Annotated in this window: 15 protein-coding genes; 7 read left to right on the top strand and 8 right to left on the bottom strand. The window is 51.5% G+C overall.

Annotation, left to right across the window (positions count from 1 at the left end; genetic code table 11):
• Positions 1–70: 70 nt before the first annotated feature.
• Positions 71–1249: a nitric oxide-sensing protein NosP gene (nosP, locus tag I6N98_RS16310; protein ID WP_198569382.1), complete on the top strand. Its 1179-nt coding sequence runs from the start codon at positions 71–73 to the stop codon at positions 1247–1249.
• Positions 1233–3560, top strand: a complete 2328-nt coding sequence (locus tag I6N98_RS16305) for a NahK/ErcS family hybrid sensor histidine kinase/response regulator (protein WP_198569381.1) — start codon at positions 1233–1235, stop codon at positions 3558–3560. The genes nosP and I6N98_RS16305 overlap by 17 nt, the downstream gene beginning before the upstream one ends.
• A 10-nt stretch (positions 3561–3570) precedes the next feature.
• On the opposite strand, the gene I6N98_RS16300 is transcribed toward I6N98_RS16305, so the two are convergent.
• The 5 genes from I6N98_RS16300 to I6N98_RS16280 form a co-directional block, all read right to left on the bottom strand.
• On the bottom strand, positions 3571–4236 hold the full coding sequence (locus tag I6N98_RS16300) for a response regulator (protein WP_198569380.1): 666 nt from the start codon (positions 4234–4236) through the stop codon (positions 3571–3573).
• A gap of 106 nt (positions 4237–4342) precedes the next feature.
• Positions 4343–5149, bottom strand: coding sequence for an ABC transporter permease (locus I6N98_RS16295; RefSeq protein WP_198569379.1), 807 nt, complete (start codon positions 5147–5149; stop codon positions 4343–4345).
• Positions 5146–5889, bottom strand: a complete 744-nt coding sequence (locus I6N98_RS16290; RefSeq protein ID WP_198569378.1) for an ABC transporter ATP-binding protein — start codon at positions 5887–5889, stop codon at positions 5146–5148. The genes I6N98_RS16295 and I6N98_RS16290 overlap by 4 nt, the downstream gene beginning before the upstream one ends.
• Before the next feature lie 10 nt (positions 5890–5899).
• Positions 5900–6817: a YVTN family beta-propeller repeat protein gene (locus tag I6N98_RS16285; protein ID WP_198569377.1), complete on the bottom strand. Its 918-nt coding sequence runs from the start codon at positions 6815–6817 to the stop codon at positions 5900–5902.
• 61 nt (positions 6818–6878) lie between these two features.
• A complete protein-coding gene (locus I6N98_RS16280) occupies positions 6879–8123 on the bottom strand; it encodes an ABC transporter substrate-binding protein (protein ID WP_198569376.1) in 1245 nt (414 codons plus the stop codon).
• Between the two features lie 351 nt (positions 8124–8474).
• On the opposite strand from I6N98_RS16280, the gene pedF reads away from it, so the two are divergent.
• The 5 genes from pedF (at position 8475) to I6N98_RS16255 (ending at position 13807) form a co-directional block, all read left to right on the top strand.
• Positions 8475–8900, top strand: a complete 426-nt coding sequence (gene pedF, locus I6N98_RS16275) for a cytochrome c-550 PedF (RefSeq protein WP_198569375.1) — start codon at positions 8475–8477, stop codon at positions 8898–8900.
• A gap of 14 nt (positions 8901–8914) precedes the next feature.
• On the top strand, positions 8915–9811 hold the full coding sequence (locus I6N98_RS16270; RefSeq protein ID WP_198569374.1) for a substrate-binding periplasmic protein: 897 nt from the start codon (positions 8915–8917) through the stop codon (positions 9809–9811).
• Positions 9812–10007: 196 nt separating this feature from the next.
• A complete protein-coding gene (locus tag I6N98_RS16265; protein ID WP_198569373.1) occupies positions 10008–11762 on the top strand; it encodes a methanol/ethanol family PQQ-dependent dehydrogenase in 1755 nt (584 codons plus the stop codon).
• A gap of 54 nt (positions 11763–11816) precedes the next feature.
• A complete protein-coding gene (locus I6N98_RS16260) occupies positions 11817–13151 on the top strand; it encodes a HAMP domain-containing sensor histidine kinase (protein ID WP_198569372.1) in 1335 nt (444 codons plus the stop codon).
• On the top strand, positions 13148–13807 hold the full coding sequence (locus I6N98_RS16255) for a response regulator (protein WP_198569371.1): 660 nt from the start codon (positions 13148–13150) through the stop codon (positions 13805–13807). Before I6N98_RS16260 ends, I6N98_RS16255 begins: the two co-directional genes overlap by 4 nt.
• Before the next feature lie 34 nt (positions 13808–13841).
• On the opposite strand, the gene I6N98_RS16250 is transcribed toward I6N98_RS16255, so the two are convergent.
• The 3 genes from I6N98_RS16250 to I6N98_RS16240 form a co-directional block, all read right to left on the bottom strand.
• Positions 13842–14429 carry a pentapeptide repeat-containing protein gene (locus I6N98_RS16250; protein ID WP_198569370.1) on the bottom strand — a complete coding sequence of 196 codons (588 nt, stop codon included), beginning with the start codon at positions 14427–14429 and terminating at the stop codon, positions 13842–13844.
• A 92-nt stretch (positions 14430–14521) separates the two neighbouring features.
• The gene (locus I6N98_RS16245) at positions 14522–16336 is read right to left on the bottom strand and encodes a methanol/ethanol family PQQ-dependent dehydrogenase (RefSeq protein ID WP_198571691.1); all 1815 of its coding nucleotides are present in this window, start codon (positions 16334–16336) and stop codon (positions 14522–14524) included.
• A 278-nt stretch (positions 16337–16614) separates the two neighbouring features.
• The gene (locus I6N98_RS16240; RefSeq protein WP_198569369.1) at positions 16615–17907 is read right to left on the bottom strand and encodes an NAD(P)/FAD-dependent oxidoreductase; all 1293 of its coding nucleotides are present in this window, start codon (positions 17905–17907) and stop codon (positions 16615–16617) included.
• Between the last annotated feature and the right edge of the window lie 60 nt (positions 17908–17967).

Genomic DNA, 17967 nt, shown 5'->3' with positions numbered 1-17967 from the left:
CGGTGGTGCGATAAAAAGTAGAAACACAAAACAGAAATAAAAAAAATAATGTGGGAATGAGGACTACTAAATGATGGCATTAGAATCGCAAACCATGGCAGAACATGCAGCGGTCGCCTATGGCAGCTCGGAGAGTCAAGACGCTGCTGTTGCCGCTACAGAATTGTTTGATGGCCTCAGTGGTGTCGAACCTGCCTGTGTGATCTTTTTTTGCTGCGTGGATTACAACCGGGAGGAATTAGGTAGGGCGTTGGCTACCCTATTTGGCGATATCCCTGTTTTGGGTTGCACCACCGCTGGAGAGATTTCCCCCTTTGGCATGCGTAGTGGGTCTATTGCGGGCTTTGCCTTGTCGAGAGATCACTTTGTTGTCGAAACCACGCTGCTACCTAACCTAGCCTCTTTTTCTGAACGGGGAGCATTCGATACCATAAAGCAGTCCTTAGAACGCCTTGAGGATAAGGCCCTGGCACCTGTCGGAGAAAACAGTTTCGCCCTCTCTTTACTCGACGGCCTCTCTGTTCAAGAGGAATTGGTCTTAAGTGCCTTGAACGACGCATTGCCGGGCATCCCGCTAGTGGGTGGCTCGGCGGGGGATAATCTGCACTTTCGCGATACCCACATTTATTACGACAAGCAATTCTTCAGCAATGCAGCGGCCATCATTCTGGTCAATACTCGACGACCCTTCACCGTAATTCACGGCCACCATTTGACGCCAGGCGAGGAAAAATTGGTTGTGACCAAAGCCGATGCTGCCAAGCGTATTGTTTATGAATTTAACGCAGAGCCGGCGGCCCTGGAGTACTGCCGCATCATGGGGATTTCCCTGGATGAGCTGAGCACTCGCAATTTTGCGATGCATCCCCTGTCTGTACAGGTCGGCGATAATACGTTTGTGCGATCCGTGCAGCAGGTTAACGATGATCTGAGTCTGACCTTTTTCTGTGCGATTGATACCGGTATTGTGCTGACAAAAATGAAAAATGGTCGCCTGATTGAGGAGTTCGATCAGCGTATGCGTCGCGTTGTCGCCGAAGTGGGTGACCCGGATATCGTCATTGGTTACGACTGTATACACCGCCGTATCGAAGTTGAAGACACGGACAGTTCAGAAGCGTTAGAAGCACTCTATCGTCGTTATAAGATTGTTGGATTCAATACCTACGGTGAGCACTGCGACGCAATGCATGTCAACCATACCTTCACTGGTGTTGCAATCGGTAAGTACGATGACTTCCCCCTTTGAAAGTGCCCATGCACAGCACAGCGACGCAGAGGGCAAGGTCGGGAGCCGGCGCAACCAAGAGTTGGAAAGCGTCATTGAAGCGCTGCAGTATGAAAACGAAAAGCTAAAAAAAACCAACCAGGTTCTGATTGAACGGGTCGAGCAGGGTTGGGCAAACCATGGCGATGCCTATCGCTCCTTCCAAAATGCGGCTCTGCTGGCCGATAAGGTCAAAGATCGCACCATTAAGCTGCGAAAAACCCTCTATAAGCTTGAAGAGGCCAATCAAAATCTATCGCTGACGCGCCTGGAGTTCGCGCACTCCCGTCAGCGATTGCTCGACACTATAGAGAGTATTTCAGACGCCATTGTACTATTCGATAAAGATCGGCGTTTGGTGTTGGGTAACAGCCATTTCTACGATTTTTGGCGAGGCACCGGGGCAAATTTCGAGGTGGGGACAACGACCTTCCGAGAATTGTCGTTGATGGCGGTTGAGCACGGCATCTTTGACCCTCATGGCAAACCCTTTGAAAAACTCGTGGCCCGAGGGGACGGGAATCGAGACAGTGTTATTCGCTTGGCCGATGGGCGTTGGTTGCAGGTGTCGGAGCGCCCAACGGCGGATGACGGCCTAGTGGTTGTCTACAGTGACATTACCCGCCTTAAAGAAAATGAAATTGCCCGGCAGGAAAAAGTCTTGGCCGAGCAAAACCGTGTCCTGCAATCGATGATCGCCAACTTGCCCTTGGGGGTGTTGTTGGTTAATGCCAGTCATCAGGTCGAAGCCTGGAACCAGCTGTTAATTGAACTCACTGGGCTTGCCCCTGAGAGCGTCGCTAAAGGCGCGAATTTCCACGATATGTTTTCTGGCACAGCGTTGGAAGGTATCAGCTACTCTCCGGACACACTGGCAGATCGCGGGCAGCGTTCATTGTTCCAGACTGAAGAGCTGCTTGATGATGGCCGTGTGATCGCGATAAAAAGCCACCTTATACCCGGTGGTGGTTTTGTGAATACCTACCAGGATGTGACTCAGCAACGTCGCACCGCAGAAGCGCTGAAAAATGCCTACCAACATATGGAAAAACGCGTCCATGAGCGAACTGTGGAATTGTCAGCACTGAATCACAAGTTGCGCAATGAGATTGAAGAAAGGGCACAGGTAGAAGATAGCCTATTGGTGGCCAAGCGCGAAGCAGAAGCCGCTAACACCTCAAAAACCAAGTTCATTACCGCTGCCAGCCACGATTTACTTCAACCGCTGAACGCTGCCAGGCTATTTGCGACCGCCCTAATGGATTATGAGCTGCCGGTACAGGCCAGGCAGTTAGCCAACTCTCTCAGCTACTCCCTTGCCGATGTTGAGTCTTTGCTGGGTACCCTGGTCGATATCTCCAAGCTGGAGGCCGGCATAGTCGAGCCTGTGCGGGAGGCCTTTTGTGTTAATACTCTAATTAACAACCTTGCCAAAGAGTTTCAGCAGCAGGCTCGCAGTAACCAACTTGGCTTCGATTATATTGAAGCCAATGTCACGGTTTACTCAGATAGCCAACTATTGGCCCGGATATTGAGAAACTTCCTCAGCAACTCCCTGCGCTATACCGACCGGGGCCGGATCCTGCTGGGCTGTCGGCGCCGGACCGATTATGTGGAGATCCAGGTATGGGACACGGGTATTGGTGTACCAGAGGATCAACTTGAAGAAATATTTCGTGAGTTCAAGCGTATTAACGGCGAGACCCGTCGTGAAGACAAGGGCTTGGGGCTGGGCTTGGCCATTGTTGACAAGCTGTCAGGGGTGCTCGGGCACGACATAAAAATTACTTCAGAGCTGGGTAAAGGCTCTATGTTCTCGGTATGTGTGCCCTATGCCGATGCGCGCCAGCAACAGTGTAGTAGCGAGCAGCAGGCCTCGGCTGTTGGCGGCAATCACTTGAGTGGCTGTTCCGTACTGGTTGTAGATAACGACCGCTCAATTTGTCTGGGTATGTCCGCCGTGCTTGAAAGCTGGGGCTGTAAGGTCAGGACGGCGCAGAGCCTGAAAGACCTAGTGGACCGGGACGTGCTATCGCCCGAGCCGGATGTGTTGATTCTAGACTACCATCTAGATGATGACACTACCGGCCTGGATGCCGAAGCAATGATTAGCCTGCGCCTTGGACACCGGATTCCCAGTCTGTTCATCACTGCCAACTACAGCAACGAGCTAAGGCAGTTGGTGAAGGAGCAGGGCTTTCACCTGCTTAATAAACCCATTAAGCCCCTGAAGCTGAAATCTGTTTTGGCGTACTTGCTGTCGCAAAAGGGCGATGCCGTGGAGGCCGGGTAGGGGGCGCCGCTTATCTAGAGCGATGCAGGTAGTGGTCAAAATCTATGGCCGCTGCACACAGCACGGCCTTCATGCGGTTTTGCACGTTGAGCTTGCGTAAAATGGCCGACACGTGGGCTTTGACGGTGGTTTCGGCGATTTTCAGTTCGTAGCCTATCTGCTTGTTGGATTCTCCTTTCGCCATGCGCTCAAATACGAGTAGTTGTCGCCGGGTCAGCGATGAGATTACTTCCGAGGGAATGGCGTGGTCAGGGCGCCGGTTGCCGCTTGTTTCGCTCTGCCGAATTATATCGGGCGGTAAAAAGGCCTGCCCATCCAGGACTTGTTTTATCGCATCGATAATGTTTTCCCGTGGCATGGACTTGGTGATGAAGCCCACTGCGCCATAGGCCATCGACTGCAATACCACATTTTTGTTTTCTTCAGCCGACAACACCACAACGGCGACGTCGGGATGAGTGTTGCGGAGGGTGACAATGCCATTTAGCCCATCCATTCCCGGCATGTTGAGGTCGAGTAACACAAGGTCCAGGTCGGGGTGTTGGTCAAGGTAGTCCAGGCTCTCTTCCAGAGAGCCCGTCTCGCCAATCTGAGCATCGTTGAACTGCCGCTGGGTCGCATTTCGGATAGCTTCTCGGAACAGCGGATGATCGTCGGCGATAAGTATGTGAATCATGGTTATACGTCCTGCGTGTTATCAACTTTATTGGCCTCAGGTAGCGGGTAAAGCCAAACTATAGCGCGTTTTTTGTTTGGGGTGTAAACCCTGCCTTTGCGTTGAGCTACCCCGCACCAACCTTGCGTTTCAACAGACCTCGTTTTGGGTCGTAGCCCACTATTGCTGCGCTAAATAGTACGGCGGCGGTGGCTGAGCACACTGCCAGGGCTCGGCCGTTGAGCTCGCTGTAAAGGGCAAAACGAATCAGCTCGACGGCGTAGGTGAAGGGGTTGGCCTGACAGATGGCGTGGAGGATTTCGCTGGATTCGCGGATTTTCCACAGGGGGTAAAGCGCGGAGGACATAAAGAACATGGGAAAGACCACGAAGTTCATCACTCCGGCAAAGTTCTCCAGCTGACGGATCAGGGAAGAAAGCAGCAAGCCCAGGGCTCCCAGCAGGAAGCCCGCCAGTAGAATAGCTGGAAGAGCGTAAAAATAGCCACTTGCCGGCGGACTAAACTCAAAGAAACGCGCCACTAGCAGGAAGGCATAGACCTGGGCCAGTGATACTAGTGAGCTGGCGATGAGCTTGCAAGCCAGAAGGAATGGCCTTGGCAGCGGGCTGGTGAGCAATACGCGCATACTGCCCATTTCCCGGTCATAGACCATCGACAGAGAACTTTGCATGCCATTAAACAGCAGGATCATGCCAATCAGCCCTGGAATAATATAGACCTGGTAGGTGATATAGGTCTGATAGGGCGGAATAATGGCTACCCCCAGCGCGGCTCTAAATCCTGCGGCAAATACCACCAACCAGAGTAAAGGCCTGACCAGCGATGATATAAACCGGGAACGTTGTTGCACCACCCGATAGAGCTCCCGCTTGGCGATGCCCATAAAGCCGTGGAAGTAGGCCGAGCGCTTCATGCAACCGCCTCGCTGGGCGTGGTGAGTAGAGCAAATAGTTCACCGATATTGTCGCAATTGTGCTCTTTGAGCAGCGTATCAGCCTGCCCCAGGGCCTTGGTGGTACCGCGGTCCAGTATAAGCAGTGGGTCCCTGGTCTCCAGCTCCTCAATAAGGTGTGTGGTCCACAGAACGGCAATGTTGTGATCTTCGCAGAGCTGTCGAACGTGCCGGTTTAGCGCCGCCCGGGACTCGATATCCAGTCCGGCAGTCGGTTCGTCCAAAAGCAACAGCTTGGGCCTGTGCAACATGGCGCGAGCCAGCTCAATTCGGCGGCGGTGACCGCCGTTTAACTCCCTTACCCGGGCGTGACGTTTGTTCTGGAGTCCAAAGCGGTGCAGCTCGTCGCTAACCCGGATGTAGGTGTCCCGTGCCGACAGGCCGTGCAGAGCACCATGGTAGTTTAGGTTTTGGAGAACGCTAAGGTCGAGGTCCAAGGTGCTTTGCTGAAAGACCACACCGATATCTGACATGATGGCGCTGGGCTGTGCTGAGAGGGAGCGTGAAAATACTTGAATGTCACCACTTGTAGGTTTTAGGAGGCGCGTTAGAAGAGCCATTAAGGTCGATTTTCCGGCGCCATTGGGCCCCAGTAGGCCAAAGAACTGACCGGGCGCGATAGCGAATGTCACGGCATTAAGAGCGGCCTGGTTGCCATAGTCATAGCTGATGTTTGAGATAGCCAAGGCATTATTCGACATGATGCTTACCTCACGGTTTGATCGCGACACCCCAGGGATAGCGTCCGACTTTAATACTCTTTATTACTTTGAGTTCGGGAACATTAATCACCGAAACATCGCCACTGACACCATTGGTACTCAATAAAAGTTGCTCATTGTTGTTCAACGCCAGGTGCCAGACCCGATGGCCGACCAGTAAATATTTGACCACCTTTTTCTTAGCAATATCGATCACCGCAATGTGATTGGCCGGGCCCAGGGCGACAAAGGCGTAACGGCCATCCCGGGTAAGTTGAATACCCACGGGTTGCACACGATCACGGTGGATGCCGGGGATGGAAAATCGATACACGTGCTGAACGGTGCGCTTGCCGACATCAATGACGGTCACTGTGCCGCCTATTTCCGACGAGGCCCATAGCTGGCTACCGTCTTCACTGAACTCGACATGCCTCGGGCGTTGATCAATCAAGGTATTGTCGACCAGCTCATGACTCGTGCTGTCGATCCAATGCAGCATGTTGCTGGTTTCGGATGTGTTGACGACCCACTTGCCATCGGGGCTGACGGCCATTCCCTCCGGTTCCAGGCCCACTTCGATCTGGCTGATAACTTCCTGGGCTTCGATATCAGCCACGGTAACAATAGCGTTGTTCTCGTTAGAGATATACAGAAAGCGGTCATTGGGGTGTAGTGCAAACTGCTCGGGGTCTTCTCCCGAAGGTAGGTTAGCGACAACTTCACCGGTCGCTACATCCAGAACCTGAACCGCATCAGAATCGCTGGCGCAAATATAGAGCTTCGAATAATCTCGATTAAAGGTGATGCCCCGAGGACGCAGACCGACCTCAATAGTTTTGGTAACTGTTAGGGTTTTTAGGTCGATGATAGAAAGCGTGTTGTCTTTTTCGTTGGACACATAGGCCTGTTCAGCGACGCTTGTCATGGCGACAAGAGATAACCCCGCGGCTAAGAAAACATGTAAAGATCGTAAGAAAATCATTGTTCTACAGCTCCGCCGGTGAAGAGGGTTGGGCAAATTGGCATTCCACCTCTGGTTGATCAAAGCCCAACGTATCCATTTCAGACCTTGGGTGTAAGAAGCCTGCTTGCGGTGATTGGCTAACCAGGGACCTGGGATGGGCCAGGGGAATGGGTTGTCGCAATTGACCGTTCCAGCTCCTGAATGACAGAGGTCTGCCCTTAAATCCACTCACCTCGAACCTATCGCTGAGGATGTAGCGGTACAACTTATTGAGGTCGTCACTGTTCGTACGGGTGACTGCCTCGCCGATTACTCTCACTGCTAACCAGGCGGCATAGTCCAGGTCATTCATATCCCGGGATGCGCTCGCTCTAAAGCGCTCTTGAAGCTGGGTAGCGCCCCACTGCTCGACGCTCCAGTGCCAGGCGGTTGGCTTCAGGCCCTGGGTGCCCGCTGCCGGACGGGCTAACCATGTGTTGTAGGGGATGTACTCACCTATATCTCCCCGTTCGTCTGCGATTACTGTTACATCGTAGTTCTTCGCCTGGCTAAAGAGCCTGATTTCTTTTTGTGCGCTGCGGCGTAAATCGCTATCAAAGCTCCATTGCCGCTGATCAACCAAGGTGGCACCAAAGCGCTTGGCACTGTGCTTGACAGAATCCGCATACCGCTTGTCCTCGGCATAGGGGCCGTGCAGTAGTAGCCAGCGTTGCCAACCCTTGGCGACCAGGAATTGAGCCAGTGCGTCGGTAAGCATGGCTCGGCTGGGTGATGTGTGAAGCAGCCTGGGGCGACAATAGTTAGTCCGCAGTACGTTATCCTGATTACTGACATTGAATATAATCGAGGAGCGACTCAAGCCGCTGGATTGGGCCAGTTGTTGCAAGGTTCCAGTGGGGAGGTGCGCAAGAATCAAAGCGCCGTTTACATCTATGTGCTCTAAAACACGGGCAATCAGCGTTTTGGGGTCCCCCTCGCGAATGACTTTTACACGGTAATGTTGACCCAGGAAGCGGCCGGTGGTGTTGTTATCCGCAACGCCCAGTAAGGCGCCAGCAGCCCCACTGTCTTCGGCGGGCGGCCGGATATTGGAAAGCGTAGGCTGGGCGACAAAGACTTGCTCTACATACAGTATTTCGATGCTGCCTACCGGCTGCTTGTCATTACCGTCTGTGGAGGCGCACAACGGGGATGCAAATAGTGCCAGAGCTGCAATTGCTATTGCGATACTGATCAGAATAAAACTGTCTTTCGTGTAGGGTTTCATTGTCGCCAGGCTACCTGTGCCCAATACCATCGTCGTTTATCGTTATTTAGGTATAGGTAAAGCCTAGGACGACTCGCATCGCATTGATATATGCTTTTAGTCGCGACTGACATAGTACTAAAGTAGTAATTTTGGCCGTCAGAACCCGGTTTTACGGTGATCTCCGCTGGAAAATTACGACTTTAGTGTGGTGTCGGTCTATGCTGTGTGACACCAAAGCACAATTGTCCAAGCTCTCGCTGACTCGTTAGCCTAGTGCCCAATACGGTCATTTGTATCTCGACCAACAACGTTGTGTTTTTAATAAATAGAGTGGGCAAGGTTATGAGTTTATCCATTAAAAGATTATCAATGAGTGCTGCGGTAACTACCGTACTGGTTAGTGCCAGTAGTGGGTTGTTCGCACACGGTAATGTTACGCCCCAAGCTGTTGATACCAGCACGCTGCCCTCTTTGGGGGAAGAGTGGCGGCAAGAAAATCCATACCGGGGTGATGAAGAAGCCATCCGGGTTGGAGCATCAGCGTATAACCAAAACTGCGCGCGCTGTCACGGTCTGGAAGCGATCTCGGGTGGAATTACCCCGGATCTACGAAAGCTTAACGACCCTATGGAGTTCTTCAACGCCGAAGAAGCGGACCAGTGGTTTATGGAGCGGGTAAGAAACGGCGCTGTGGTTGACGGCCGGGTTTACATGCCGCCCTTTGAGGAAATCTTGAGCCAGGAAGCGATGTGGGCTATCCGCTCATATATCGATACCCGCAAAATCGAAGAATAAAACGCGGTAGTGTAATGATGAGATTTGGCGGGTTTTGCTTGTGCTTTTGCGCGTTGCTGCTGGCAGCAAGTCAGTCTGCAGCGCGAAGCCTGGAGGACATCCAGGCTTCCGGGTACATCGAGTTCGCGGTGTACCGGGATTTCCCGCCTTACTCCCAGCTTGTTGACGGCAAGCCCGAGGGAATCGATATCGATTTGGGTAAGGCAATAGCCGAGAGGCTGGCACTGAAGCCCCGCTGGATGTGGGTCACTGCCGATGAAACCGTCGACGACGATTTACGCAATGCGATTTGGAAGGGCAATGTCATAGAGCGTCGAGTCGCCGATGTAATGTTGCGGGTTCCCTATGACCGCCGCTACAGTTACGCACGTGACGGTTATGGTCTACCGCGGAATGATCTGGTTGTTATGCTGGCGCCCTATCACACAGAGTCCTGGCGTATCGCTCGGAATCTGGACAAAATCGGCGATGTAAGAAACCTGGCCATATTTCAGTATCAACCTATCGGTGTAGAGCTGGACAGCCTACCGGATTTCTTTTTGTCCGGTTTTCTGGGCGGGCGATTGCGAGACAACGTCAGGCATTACATCCGCATTCAGCAAGCCACTGCTGATTTGCTTGAAGGGAAAATCAGTGCCGTCGCCGGTATGCGTACCCAGTTGGAGTGGACTCTAAATGCTTCGGGGGAAAATATTGATATCGACAGCGATGGCTTAGAGACTATGGGCAGCCTCGACTGGGATATTGGTATTGCTATCCGCCACGACTTCAGACCGCTGGGCTATCGACTGGAAAGCGTCATCAAGGCGCTAATTGATGAAGGCCTTGTCGAAAACATCTTCGCCCGTTACGGCGCAGGTTATGCGCGCCCCTCCTTGTATAGCAGTGCTCCCCAAAACGCCGCCAACTGATACCAAATTACTACCAATGTAGTGTCTTTGCAGTGCCCTAGGTCAATTGTTGCCCCCCTATTCCCCTTTCATACTCAAGATCAGACGTATTGCCTTTTGGGAAAACGTTTGACCGGATCACCCGGCGTTAGATGTGGTGCTTTAAAGATTGTTGCCACGTTGCAATATAAATATAGAGTTCAGAAGGAGAATTCCGATGAAGAGAACGCTGTTAGGTAAGTCGATAGGTCTCGCCATTGCTATGGGATTGACGGCCAGCGTGGCGACGGCGTCAGTCAACGATGCCGATATCGTTAATGATGCCGTGACGACAGAAGATATCGTCAGTTACGGTTTGGGGCCCCAGGGGCAGCGCTTTAGTCCCCTTAAATCTGTCAATACCAAAAATGTTAAGAATCTGGTGCCGATCTGGTCTTTTTCTTTCGGCGGCGAAAAGCAGCGCGGCCAGGAATCTCAGCCTCTGGTTAAAGACGGCGTGATGTATGTGACCGGCTCGTACTCCCGAATCTTTGCTGTCGATGTTAAAACCGGTGAAGAGCTGTGGCAGTACGATGCACGCCTTCCGGATGGGATCATGCCCTGCTGTGACGTTATTAACCGCGGTGCGGCCTTGTACGGTGATCTGGTTATCTTTGGTACTCTCGATGCAAAGCTGGTGGCACTTAACGCTAAAACCGGAAAACCGGTCTGGCGCAAAACGGTAGGTGACTATCAAGCGGGCTATTCCATGACTGCCGCGCCACTAATTGTAAAAGGGAAAGTAATTACCGGTGTTTCGGGCGGCGAGTTCGGTATTGTGGGTAAAGTCGAAGCCAGGGATGCCAAAACCGGTAAGTTGATTTGGACTCGTCCCACTGTTGAAGGGCATATGGGCTACCTCAACGGTAAAGAAAACGGCATCACTGGCGGCGAGGCGGGGAGAACATGGCCCGGAGATATGTGGAAAACCGGCGGTGCAGCGACCTGGTTGGGTGGCACCTATGATCCAGACGTCGACCTCCTGTTCTTTGGTACCGGTAACCCGGCACCCTGGAACTCACATTTGCGACCCGGTGACAACCTGTACAGTGCGTCAAGACTCGCCATCGATCCGGATACCGGTAAGATCGTGTGGCATTTCCAAACCACGCCCCACGATGGCTGGGATTTTGACGGTGTGAACGAGGTTGTATCCTTTGACTATAAGGATCGAGGCAAAACTATCAAGGCTGCGGCAACAGCAGACCGCAACGGCTTTTTCTACGTTCTGAACCGGGAAAACGGTGACTTCATTCGCGGCTTCCCCTTTGTGAAAAACATCACATGGGCTAAAGGCCTTGATAAGAATGGCCGTCCTATTTTTAACCCCGATAATCGTCCCGGTAACCCAGCCACCACTGGTAAAGACGGTAAGAAAGGCAAAGACGTCTTTTCTATCCCGTCTTTCTTGGGGGGTAAAAACTGGATGCCAATGGCTTACAGCCAGGACACTGGCCTGTTCTACGTACCCTCTAATGAGTGGGGTATGGATATTTGGAACGAGCCCGTTAACTACAAGAAAGGGGCTGCCTATCTTGGTTCCGGCTTTACCATCAAGCCCATATTCGAGGAATACATTGGCTCTTTGAAAGCGATTGACCCAAAGACCGGTAAAATCGTATGGGAGCATCGCAACAATGCTCCGCTGTGGGGCGGCGTGTTGGCTACGGCTGGTGGCTTGGTCTTTACGGGTAATCCCGAGGGCTACTTGATGGCCTTTGACGCCAAAAGCGGTGAGATGCTGTACAAGTTTAACACCGGCTCGGGTATTGTCAGCTCGCCAATTACCTGGGAGCAAGACGGTGAGCAATATGTCACCGTGGTGTCCGGTTGGGGTGGTGCGATCCCATTGTGGGGGGGCGAAGTCGCCAAGCGCATCAAGAACTTTAACCAAGGTGGTAGCGTTTGGACTTTTAAACTACCAAAGCGTTAATGTTAAAAAGGGGCCTATTTTGGCCCCTTTTCCCACGCCGCCGGTATAATAACAATGACTACGGTACTCCGTGTAAATGCCTTCTTAACCATGGTGTTCGCAATGCTTCTGTTGGCATGTGTCGTTGTTATGGTGAGACAAGCACGGCTAGATATAGAGCGTGAGGTTTCAGCCAGCATGGGCCTTGTAGCGGCGCTGACCGAAGGTTGTCATATGGTGCCCCGACAGTACTGCCCTAGTGCAGACGAGATAACTAAAAAATTACAACACTATCGTCATTTTAAGATTATTAGTGAACCTTCTAACTTGAACATGAGCGAGGACATTATCCCAAGAAGCTCGGGTTCAGTGCCACTGTGGTTTTACGATGCTGTATGGGGTCGGCCGGCCGGAAGACTAATTGAACACATACCTGTCAAAGGTGAGAGGCTATTGCTGGTAGCCGATCCCACTGACGAATTATTGGAGGTTTGGGAGAGTGTCGTACAAATCTTTTTGCTAATTGTAGCCTGTGCGTTAGTAGCCAATGTTGCCGTCTTGGTGGGCGGTCGTATAAGCCTAAGGCCAATTCGCAGATTTTTATGTGCTTTGGACCAAATAGAGAGAGGGAATTATCAGGAGCGATTGCCGAGCTATTCGATATCTGAAGCGCACAGATTGGCGTGCCATTTTAATGAAATGGCTGCTGCGCTGGAAAAGCAACAATACGAAAACCGGCTGTTGAATAGGCAGTTGTTATGTTTACAGGAGCAGGAACGACGGGAGTTGGCGCGGGAACTTCACGATGACCTCGGCCAACACCTCAGTGCTATTAAGGCTGTTGCAGGGACGATCTCGTTAAGCGTAGAAAGTAGCGAGGCGGTGCGCGTAAACGCCAGGAAGATTATTAGCATAAGTAGCAATGTCCTATTGAGTTTTCGCAATATTGTTCATCGCTTGAGGCCTACCGAACTCGATCGTACAGATTTTTACCACGCTTCTCGTCAGTTGTGTAAAACATGGAGCGACAGCGTCAATATACCCTGCCACTATTCCTGCGCGGATTCACCACCTACCTTGAATTCTAATCAGAGTATCCACCTTTACCGGATAGTTCAGGAAGCGTTGAACAATGTTCTGAAACACGCCAACGCTTCTCACGTAGAGGTCTGTATAGACACCTCGCGGGATGGGGATAACCTATATTTATCGATTCTCGATAACGGGGTCGGGATGGATGATGATGCGTGTGCGATAGGTATGGGTATCCGTTTTATGAATGAGAGAGCAGCGGCGATTGGCGCCGAGATCAAGTTCACAGCGAATGATGGGGCGGGAACTAAGATTTGCGTTGAGTTGGCGACTAGTGTCAACGCGGGAGTGCCAGACTACGAGAGGGGTGGAGTGTGAAAATATTAATTACTGATGACCATGCTGTGGTCAGGCAGGGTTATGCTGGACTCTTAATTAGTGTACTACCTGACTCAGTATCGATCCTTGAAACGGATAGTGGCGAGCGTGCGGTAGCGCTGTACAGAAGTGAAAAGCCGGATCTGGTAATTATGGATATTAACTTGCCAGGCATAAGTGGTATCGAAGCGGTACGGCGAATATGCTCTTGGGACAGTGCTGCAGCTGTGTTGATGTTTAGTATGTATGATGAAATCCCAGTCCTAGAGCAAGCGATGGAAGCTGGCGCGAAGGGCTATATTACGAAAAGCTGCGATCCGGAAGTGTTGATTGCCGCTGTTAAAAAAGTTTCTAGCGGTCAGCGTTTTATTCAGTCTGATTTACTCATGGGAATGGCTTTCAATAAAAATGTCCCTGGTGAGCGGTTCTCTAATATGACGCAGCGAGAGTTTGAGATTTTTGTCAACCTCGCGAGGGGGTTAAGTACAGAGTGTATTGCTAACCAAATGTGTTTGAGTAGCAAGACCGTAGCGAATTACAGCAGTCAACTAAAGAGTAAGCTACAAGTCAGTAACACTGCGGAACTTGTACACCTTGCTATCCAGAATGGGCTGATAAAAATTGGGCAGTTTCAGGTTGATAGAGAAACGATATAGTTGCTTTGATAGATTTTAGAGTTCTCGAAGGCGCCTACCAATCGAAGGGGCAGCCGAGGCAATCTGTCATTCGCGCACCTTGAAATATCCCATATCTTATGTTGGCTCCACGCAAGTCAGCGCCGAGAAAATCGGCATAGTAGAACTTTGCTTCCTGCAAATTGGCATTTCTCAAGTTTACTTTCTCTAAGCGTACTTTGCTCATCCATGCCATTTCCAGGTTAGACGCTTGCATATTTGCGCCAACCAATCTGGCACCACTAAAACGCGCAAATTCCAAATTGGCGCCGCGGAGACTGGCATTATCAAGTACTGCTCCTTGGAAGAAAGCGGCCCAGCCGTTAATCCCATCTAGATCAGCACCCTGCAGGTTTGCGCCGCGAAGGTTGGCGTGGCGTAAATCTGCCCTAGCTAGCTTTGCACCGCGGAGATTGGCGCCAGCTAAATTAGCCTGTTGTAGGTTGGCGTGCCGCAGGTCGGCACCCGGGCAATGGGTTTTAGGCTGAATGACGCAATCTCCAATTTTGCGGCTGTTCCCAGGTTCTGCATTCTGCGCGTTTAGCGAAGTGGCAAATATAAATAGGCTTATGATTAGTGACTTCAACGATGTAGATGACGGCATAAAATGCTCCGGTATAGCGAGTGAGTCGTTAAAAAAGGCCCGCTTATGGGCGGGCCAAGGATGACTCCAATAGAGTCAGAAGGAACTCATAGTCACTTGCTCGCCCAGCGGGGAATCTTGAACACCCAGAATGCGCCCCCCTGGGGAACAGGTTTGGTTAACTCTGCCATGTCGCCACCCCAAAGTGGAACTGCACCGCCGTAGCCTGAGGCGACACCTACATATTGTTCTCCATCCATTTCCCATGTAATTGGTGAAGAGACGATTCCGCTGCCAGTTTGGAATTTCCAGAGCTCTTTACCGGTTTTGGCATCGAAGGCTTTAAAGTAACCGTCACCGGTGCCTGTGAAGATAAGGTTGCCTGCGGTAGCCAAGACTCCAGCCCATAGAGGTAGCTTCTCCTTGTGTTCCCATACAATTTTTCCTTTTACTGGATCAACTGCACGCAATATACCCACATGGTCATCGTACATCCGTTTTATGCGGAAGCCCTGGCCCAAGTAGGCTGAACCTTTTTCATATTTTACTTCTTCAGTCCAATAGTCTTCCTTCCAGTGGTTTGCGCCCAAGTAAAACAAGCCCGTGTCTTGGCTGTATGCCATTGGGTTCCAGTTTTTACCACCTAAGAAAGGCGGCGATACTTCAATAGATTTGCCGCGTTTCTTGCCTGGCTCGGGCAGAGGCGGCCGCTGTCCTTCGACTTCTACCGGGCGGCCTGTTTTTGGATCGATGTGAGTGGCCCAGGTAATGTTATCGACGAAGGGAAAGCCGCGAATAAACTCGCCGTTCTCCCTGTCGACGACATAGAAGAATCCGTTGCGGTCGGCGTGAGCGGTTGCCTTTACAAGTTTTCCTTTGTCCTTGTACTCAAATAGAACAAGCTCATTGTTGCCCGAGAAGTCCCAAGCGTCGTTGGGTGTATGTTGATAGAACCATTTCACTTCGCCAGTGCTTGGGTCGACACCTACTTGACCCGACGTATAGAGGTTGTCGTAGTCTTGAGGGTTGCCACCCTTCGAGGTGCGTTTCCAGGTGTTCCATGGGGCGGGATTGCCGGCGCCGATAATAATGGTATTGGTATCAACGTCGAAACTGGCGCTCTGCCACGGTGCGCCACCACCGTGATGCCAGGCTTCAACCAGTTCTCCTTTTTCATCGCGCGGCCAGGAGGGCGCTTCTATATCACCGGTAGGTGTGCTGGGCTTCCCATTTAGACGTCCCATATGGCCTTCGACAAACGGGCGCATCCATATTTCCTCGCCCGTCATTGGGTCTCGGGCAAAAAGTTTGCCAACGACCCCAAATTCGTCCCCGGACGATCCATGGATCAACAGGACCCTGCCGGATTTTTGGTCTTTCACTATAGTAGGTGCGCCAGTCATAGTGTATCCGGCAGAATGATCGCCAAATTTCTTCTTCCACACCGGTTTGCCGGTGTCTTTGTTTAGGGCGACCACGGCGGCGTCTAGTGTGCCAAAGAACACTAAGTCTTTGTATATAGCTGCGCCTCGGTTGATAACATCACAGCATGGACGAATATCCTCAGGGAGGCGGTGTTTGTAATTCCATTTTTGTTTTCCCGTGCGTGCATCAATTGCAAAAATTCGAGAATAGGATGCGGTTACATAGAGCGTACCATCGTGGAACAGTGCTTGTGTTTCCTGCCCCCGCTGCTTTTCATCCCCGAAAGACATTGACCAAGCAGGTGATAGAGCTTGAATATTTCTATCGTTGATTTTCGAAAGTTTGCTGTATCGCTGAGCCTTCGGTCCCATGCCATACATTAAAACATCCTGGGCGCTATCTTGATCTTGGAGTATATCATTCCATTCGACTTTTTCTGCTAATGCGTTATTGCTTGTGAGCGAGCCTGCAAAAATGAGGGCGCTGAGTGTGCTAGTAAGCATCGTTGAACAACGTTTATTCCTGTAATTGTGTGACCGTTCAAAGCATGTCTCTGTTTTTGTTTTCATACCACTCTCCTCGATGGCGTCTCCAATAAATAAGTCCGTAGCACGGAAGAGATATAATTATCTTATTCGCGTTGTCTAGAAATGGAGATTTACACTGGGAGGTCGGGAAAAATTCCCGCGGATAAGAAGTTAATTGGAGAATCAGCCAGACTACAGCACGCCCGTCTTTTCGCGAGCGTGCAAAGATACTTTAAAGAAAATTAACTGTCAGGTTAATGGAGTTTTAATCGCGGTTTTATCTTTCTATGAAGACGTGCGGCGAAGGCAATAACGAGAGAGTGAACTAAGCCATGCACTGAAACTAAATGCATTCGGTACAGAGATAGATAGACGATACGTGCAAGGAAGCCACCAATGCGCAGTTCGCCGCAGGCCAAGCCGCCAAACAGCCCGCCCACCGTATTGAATCGACTGAGGGATACCAGCGAGCCGAAGTCTCGATAGTGAAACGCCTTCGGCGATTTATCTTTACGCAGGCGGAGGATGTTTTTATAAGCCACGTCAGCCATTTGGTGAGCGGCTTGGGCGCGTGGAGGAACAAAGCCACCGTTGGGTAACATAAGGCTAGCGCAGTCGCCAATGGCAAAAATATGTTCGTCTCCGCAGCACCGTAAATCGGGAAGTACCGTAAGTTGATTGCGATTATTAGTTTGCAGGCCCTCTATCGCGCTCAACCAGCCAGGGGCTTTTACGCCGGCCGCCCACACCTGAAGGTCGCCGGCTAAGGTATCGCCACCGGCCGTTTCCAGACCATCACTGCGGCATGCCTTAACGGCGATCCCGCAGCGGACGTCCACGCCAATTTTCTCCAATGTCTTTGTGGCTGAGGCTGATAGTTTTTCGGACAGCGCCGGAAGAATGCGGGGCCCTGCTTCCAGCAGTGTCAAGCGGAATGTCACCGGCGTCGCGGTGGCGCTGGTGTATTGTCGGAGCTCTTCAGCGGTGTGAGTTAGCTCGGCTGCCAATTCAACGCCAGTGGCACCGCCACCGATGATATTGATATTGAGGGTGGGTTTTGTCTGCTTGCTGTGGGCTATGCCCATGCAATATTCCAGCAAGGTGCTGTGAAATTGTTCGGCTTGTTGCTTACTGTCGAGGAAATAGCAATGCTCAAGCGCGCCCGGCACGCCGAAATCGTTGCTGACTCCCCCAACGGCTAATACCAGGTAGTCGTAATGCAGTTCGCGCTTTGGGATGCGAGTGCGGCCGTGCTGATACACTTCTTCAGACAATGTCAGGGTTCGTGTCGAAGGGTCGACAGCATTGACACTGCCTTGAATAAACTGGAAGTGATGTCGACGGCCGTGAAAGCGAAAATTCAGCTCGTCGAAAGCCGCGTCAATGGTACCCGCTGCGACTTCGTGTAGCAGCGGTTTCCACAGGTGAGTGGGGGAGCGGTCGATTAAAGACACTTGAACAGTTCTCTTTCTATGAAAGTGCCGACCAAGGCGTGTTGCCAGGGAAAGGCCACCAGCGCCGCCACCGACAATGATAATGTGCTCCATAACGGACCCTCAGATAATACTTTGCGGCAAACAATAGCAATCATGAGTCCGTTCCCACCA

The organism is Spongiibacter nanhainus (genome assembly GCF_016132545.1).
Classification (GTDB): Bacteria; Pseudomonadota; Gammaproteobacteria; order Pseudomonadales; family Spongiibacteraceae; genus Spongiibacter; species Spongiibacter nanhainus.
This window is presented reverse-complemented; position numbering and strand designations above follow the sequence as displayed.

What these genes read in the sequence shown, in the direction of transcription:
- I6N98_RS16300 (WP_198569380.1), bottom strand. Translation starts at nt 4,236, where the DNA reads ATGATTCACATACTTATCGCCGACGATCATCCGCTGTTCCGAGAAGCT.
- I6N98_RS16285 (WP_198569377.1), bottom strand. Translation starts at nt 6,817, where the DNA reads ATGACAAGCGTCGCTGAACAGGCCTATGTGTCCAACGAAAAAGACAAC.
- I6N98_RS16250 (WP_198569370.1), bottom strand. Translation starts at nt 14,429, where the DNA reads ATGCCGTCATCTACATCGTTGAAGTCACTAATCATAAGCCTATTTATA.
- I6N98_RS16260 (WP_198569372.1), top strand. Translation starts at nt 11,817, where the DNA reads ATGACTACGGTACTCCGTGTAAATGCCTTCTTAACCATGGTGTTCGCA.
- I6N98_RS16265 (WP_198569373.1), top strand. Translation starts at nt 10,008, where the DNA reads ATGAAGAGAACGCTGTTAGGTAAGTCGATAGGTCTCGCCATTGCTATG.
- I6N98_RS16295 (WP_198569379.1), bottom strand. Translation starts at nt 5,149, where the DNA reads ATGAAGCGCTCGGCCTACTTCCACGGCTTTATGGGCATCGCCAAGCGG.
- nosP (WP_198569382.1), top strand. Translation starts at nt 71, where the DNA reads ATGATGGCATTAGAATCGCAAACCATGGCAGAACATGCAGCGGTCGCC.
- I6N98_RS16290 (WP_198569378.1), bottom strand. Translation starts at nt 5,889, where the DNA reads ATGTCGAATAATGCCTTGGCTATCTCAAACATCAGCTATGACTATGGC.
- I6N98_RS16305 (WP_198569381.1), top strand. Translation starts at nt 1,233, where the DNA reads ATGACTTCCCCCTTTGAAAGTGCCCATGCACAGCACAGCGACGCAGAG.
- pedF (WP_198569375.1), top strand. Translation starts at nt 8,475, where the DNA reads ATGAGTGCTGCGGTAACTACCGTACTGGTTAGTGCCAGTAGTGGGTTG.
- I6N98_RS16270 (WP_198569374.1), top strand. Translation starts at nt 8,915, where the DNA reads ATGATGAGATTTGGCGGGTTTTGCTTGTGCTTTTGCGCGTTGCTGCTG.
- I6N98_RS16245 (WP_198571691.1), bottom strand. Translation starts at nt 16,336, where the DNA reads ATGCTTACTAGCACACTCAGCGCCCTCATTTTTGCAGGCTCGCTCACA.
- I6N98_RS16280 (WP_198569376.1), bottom strand. Translation starts at nt 8,123, where the DNA reads ATGAAACCCTACACGAAAGACAGTTTTATTCTGATCAGTATCGCAATA.
- I6N98_RS16240 (WP_198569369.1), bottom strand. Translation starts at nt 17,907, where the DNA reads ATGGAGCACATTATCATTGTCGGTGGCGGCGCTGGTGGCCTTTCCCTG.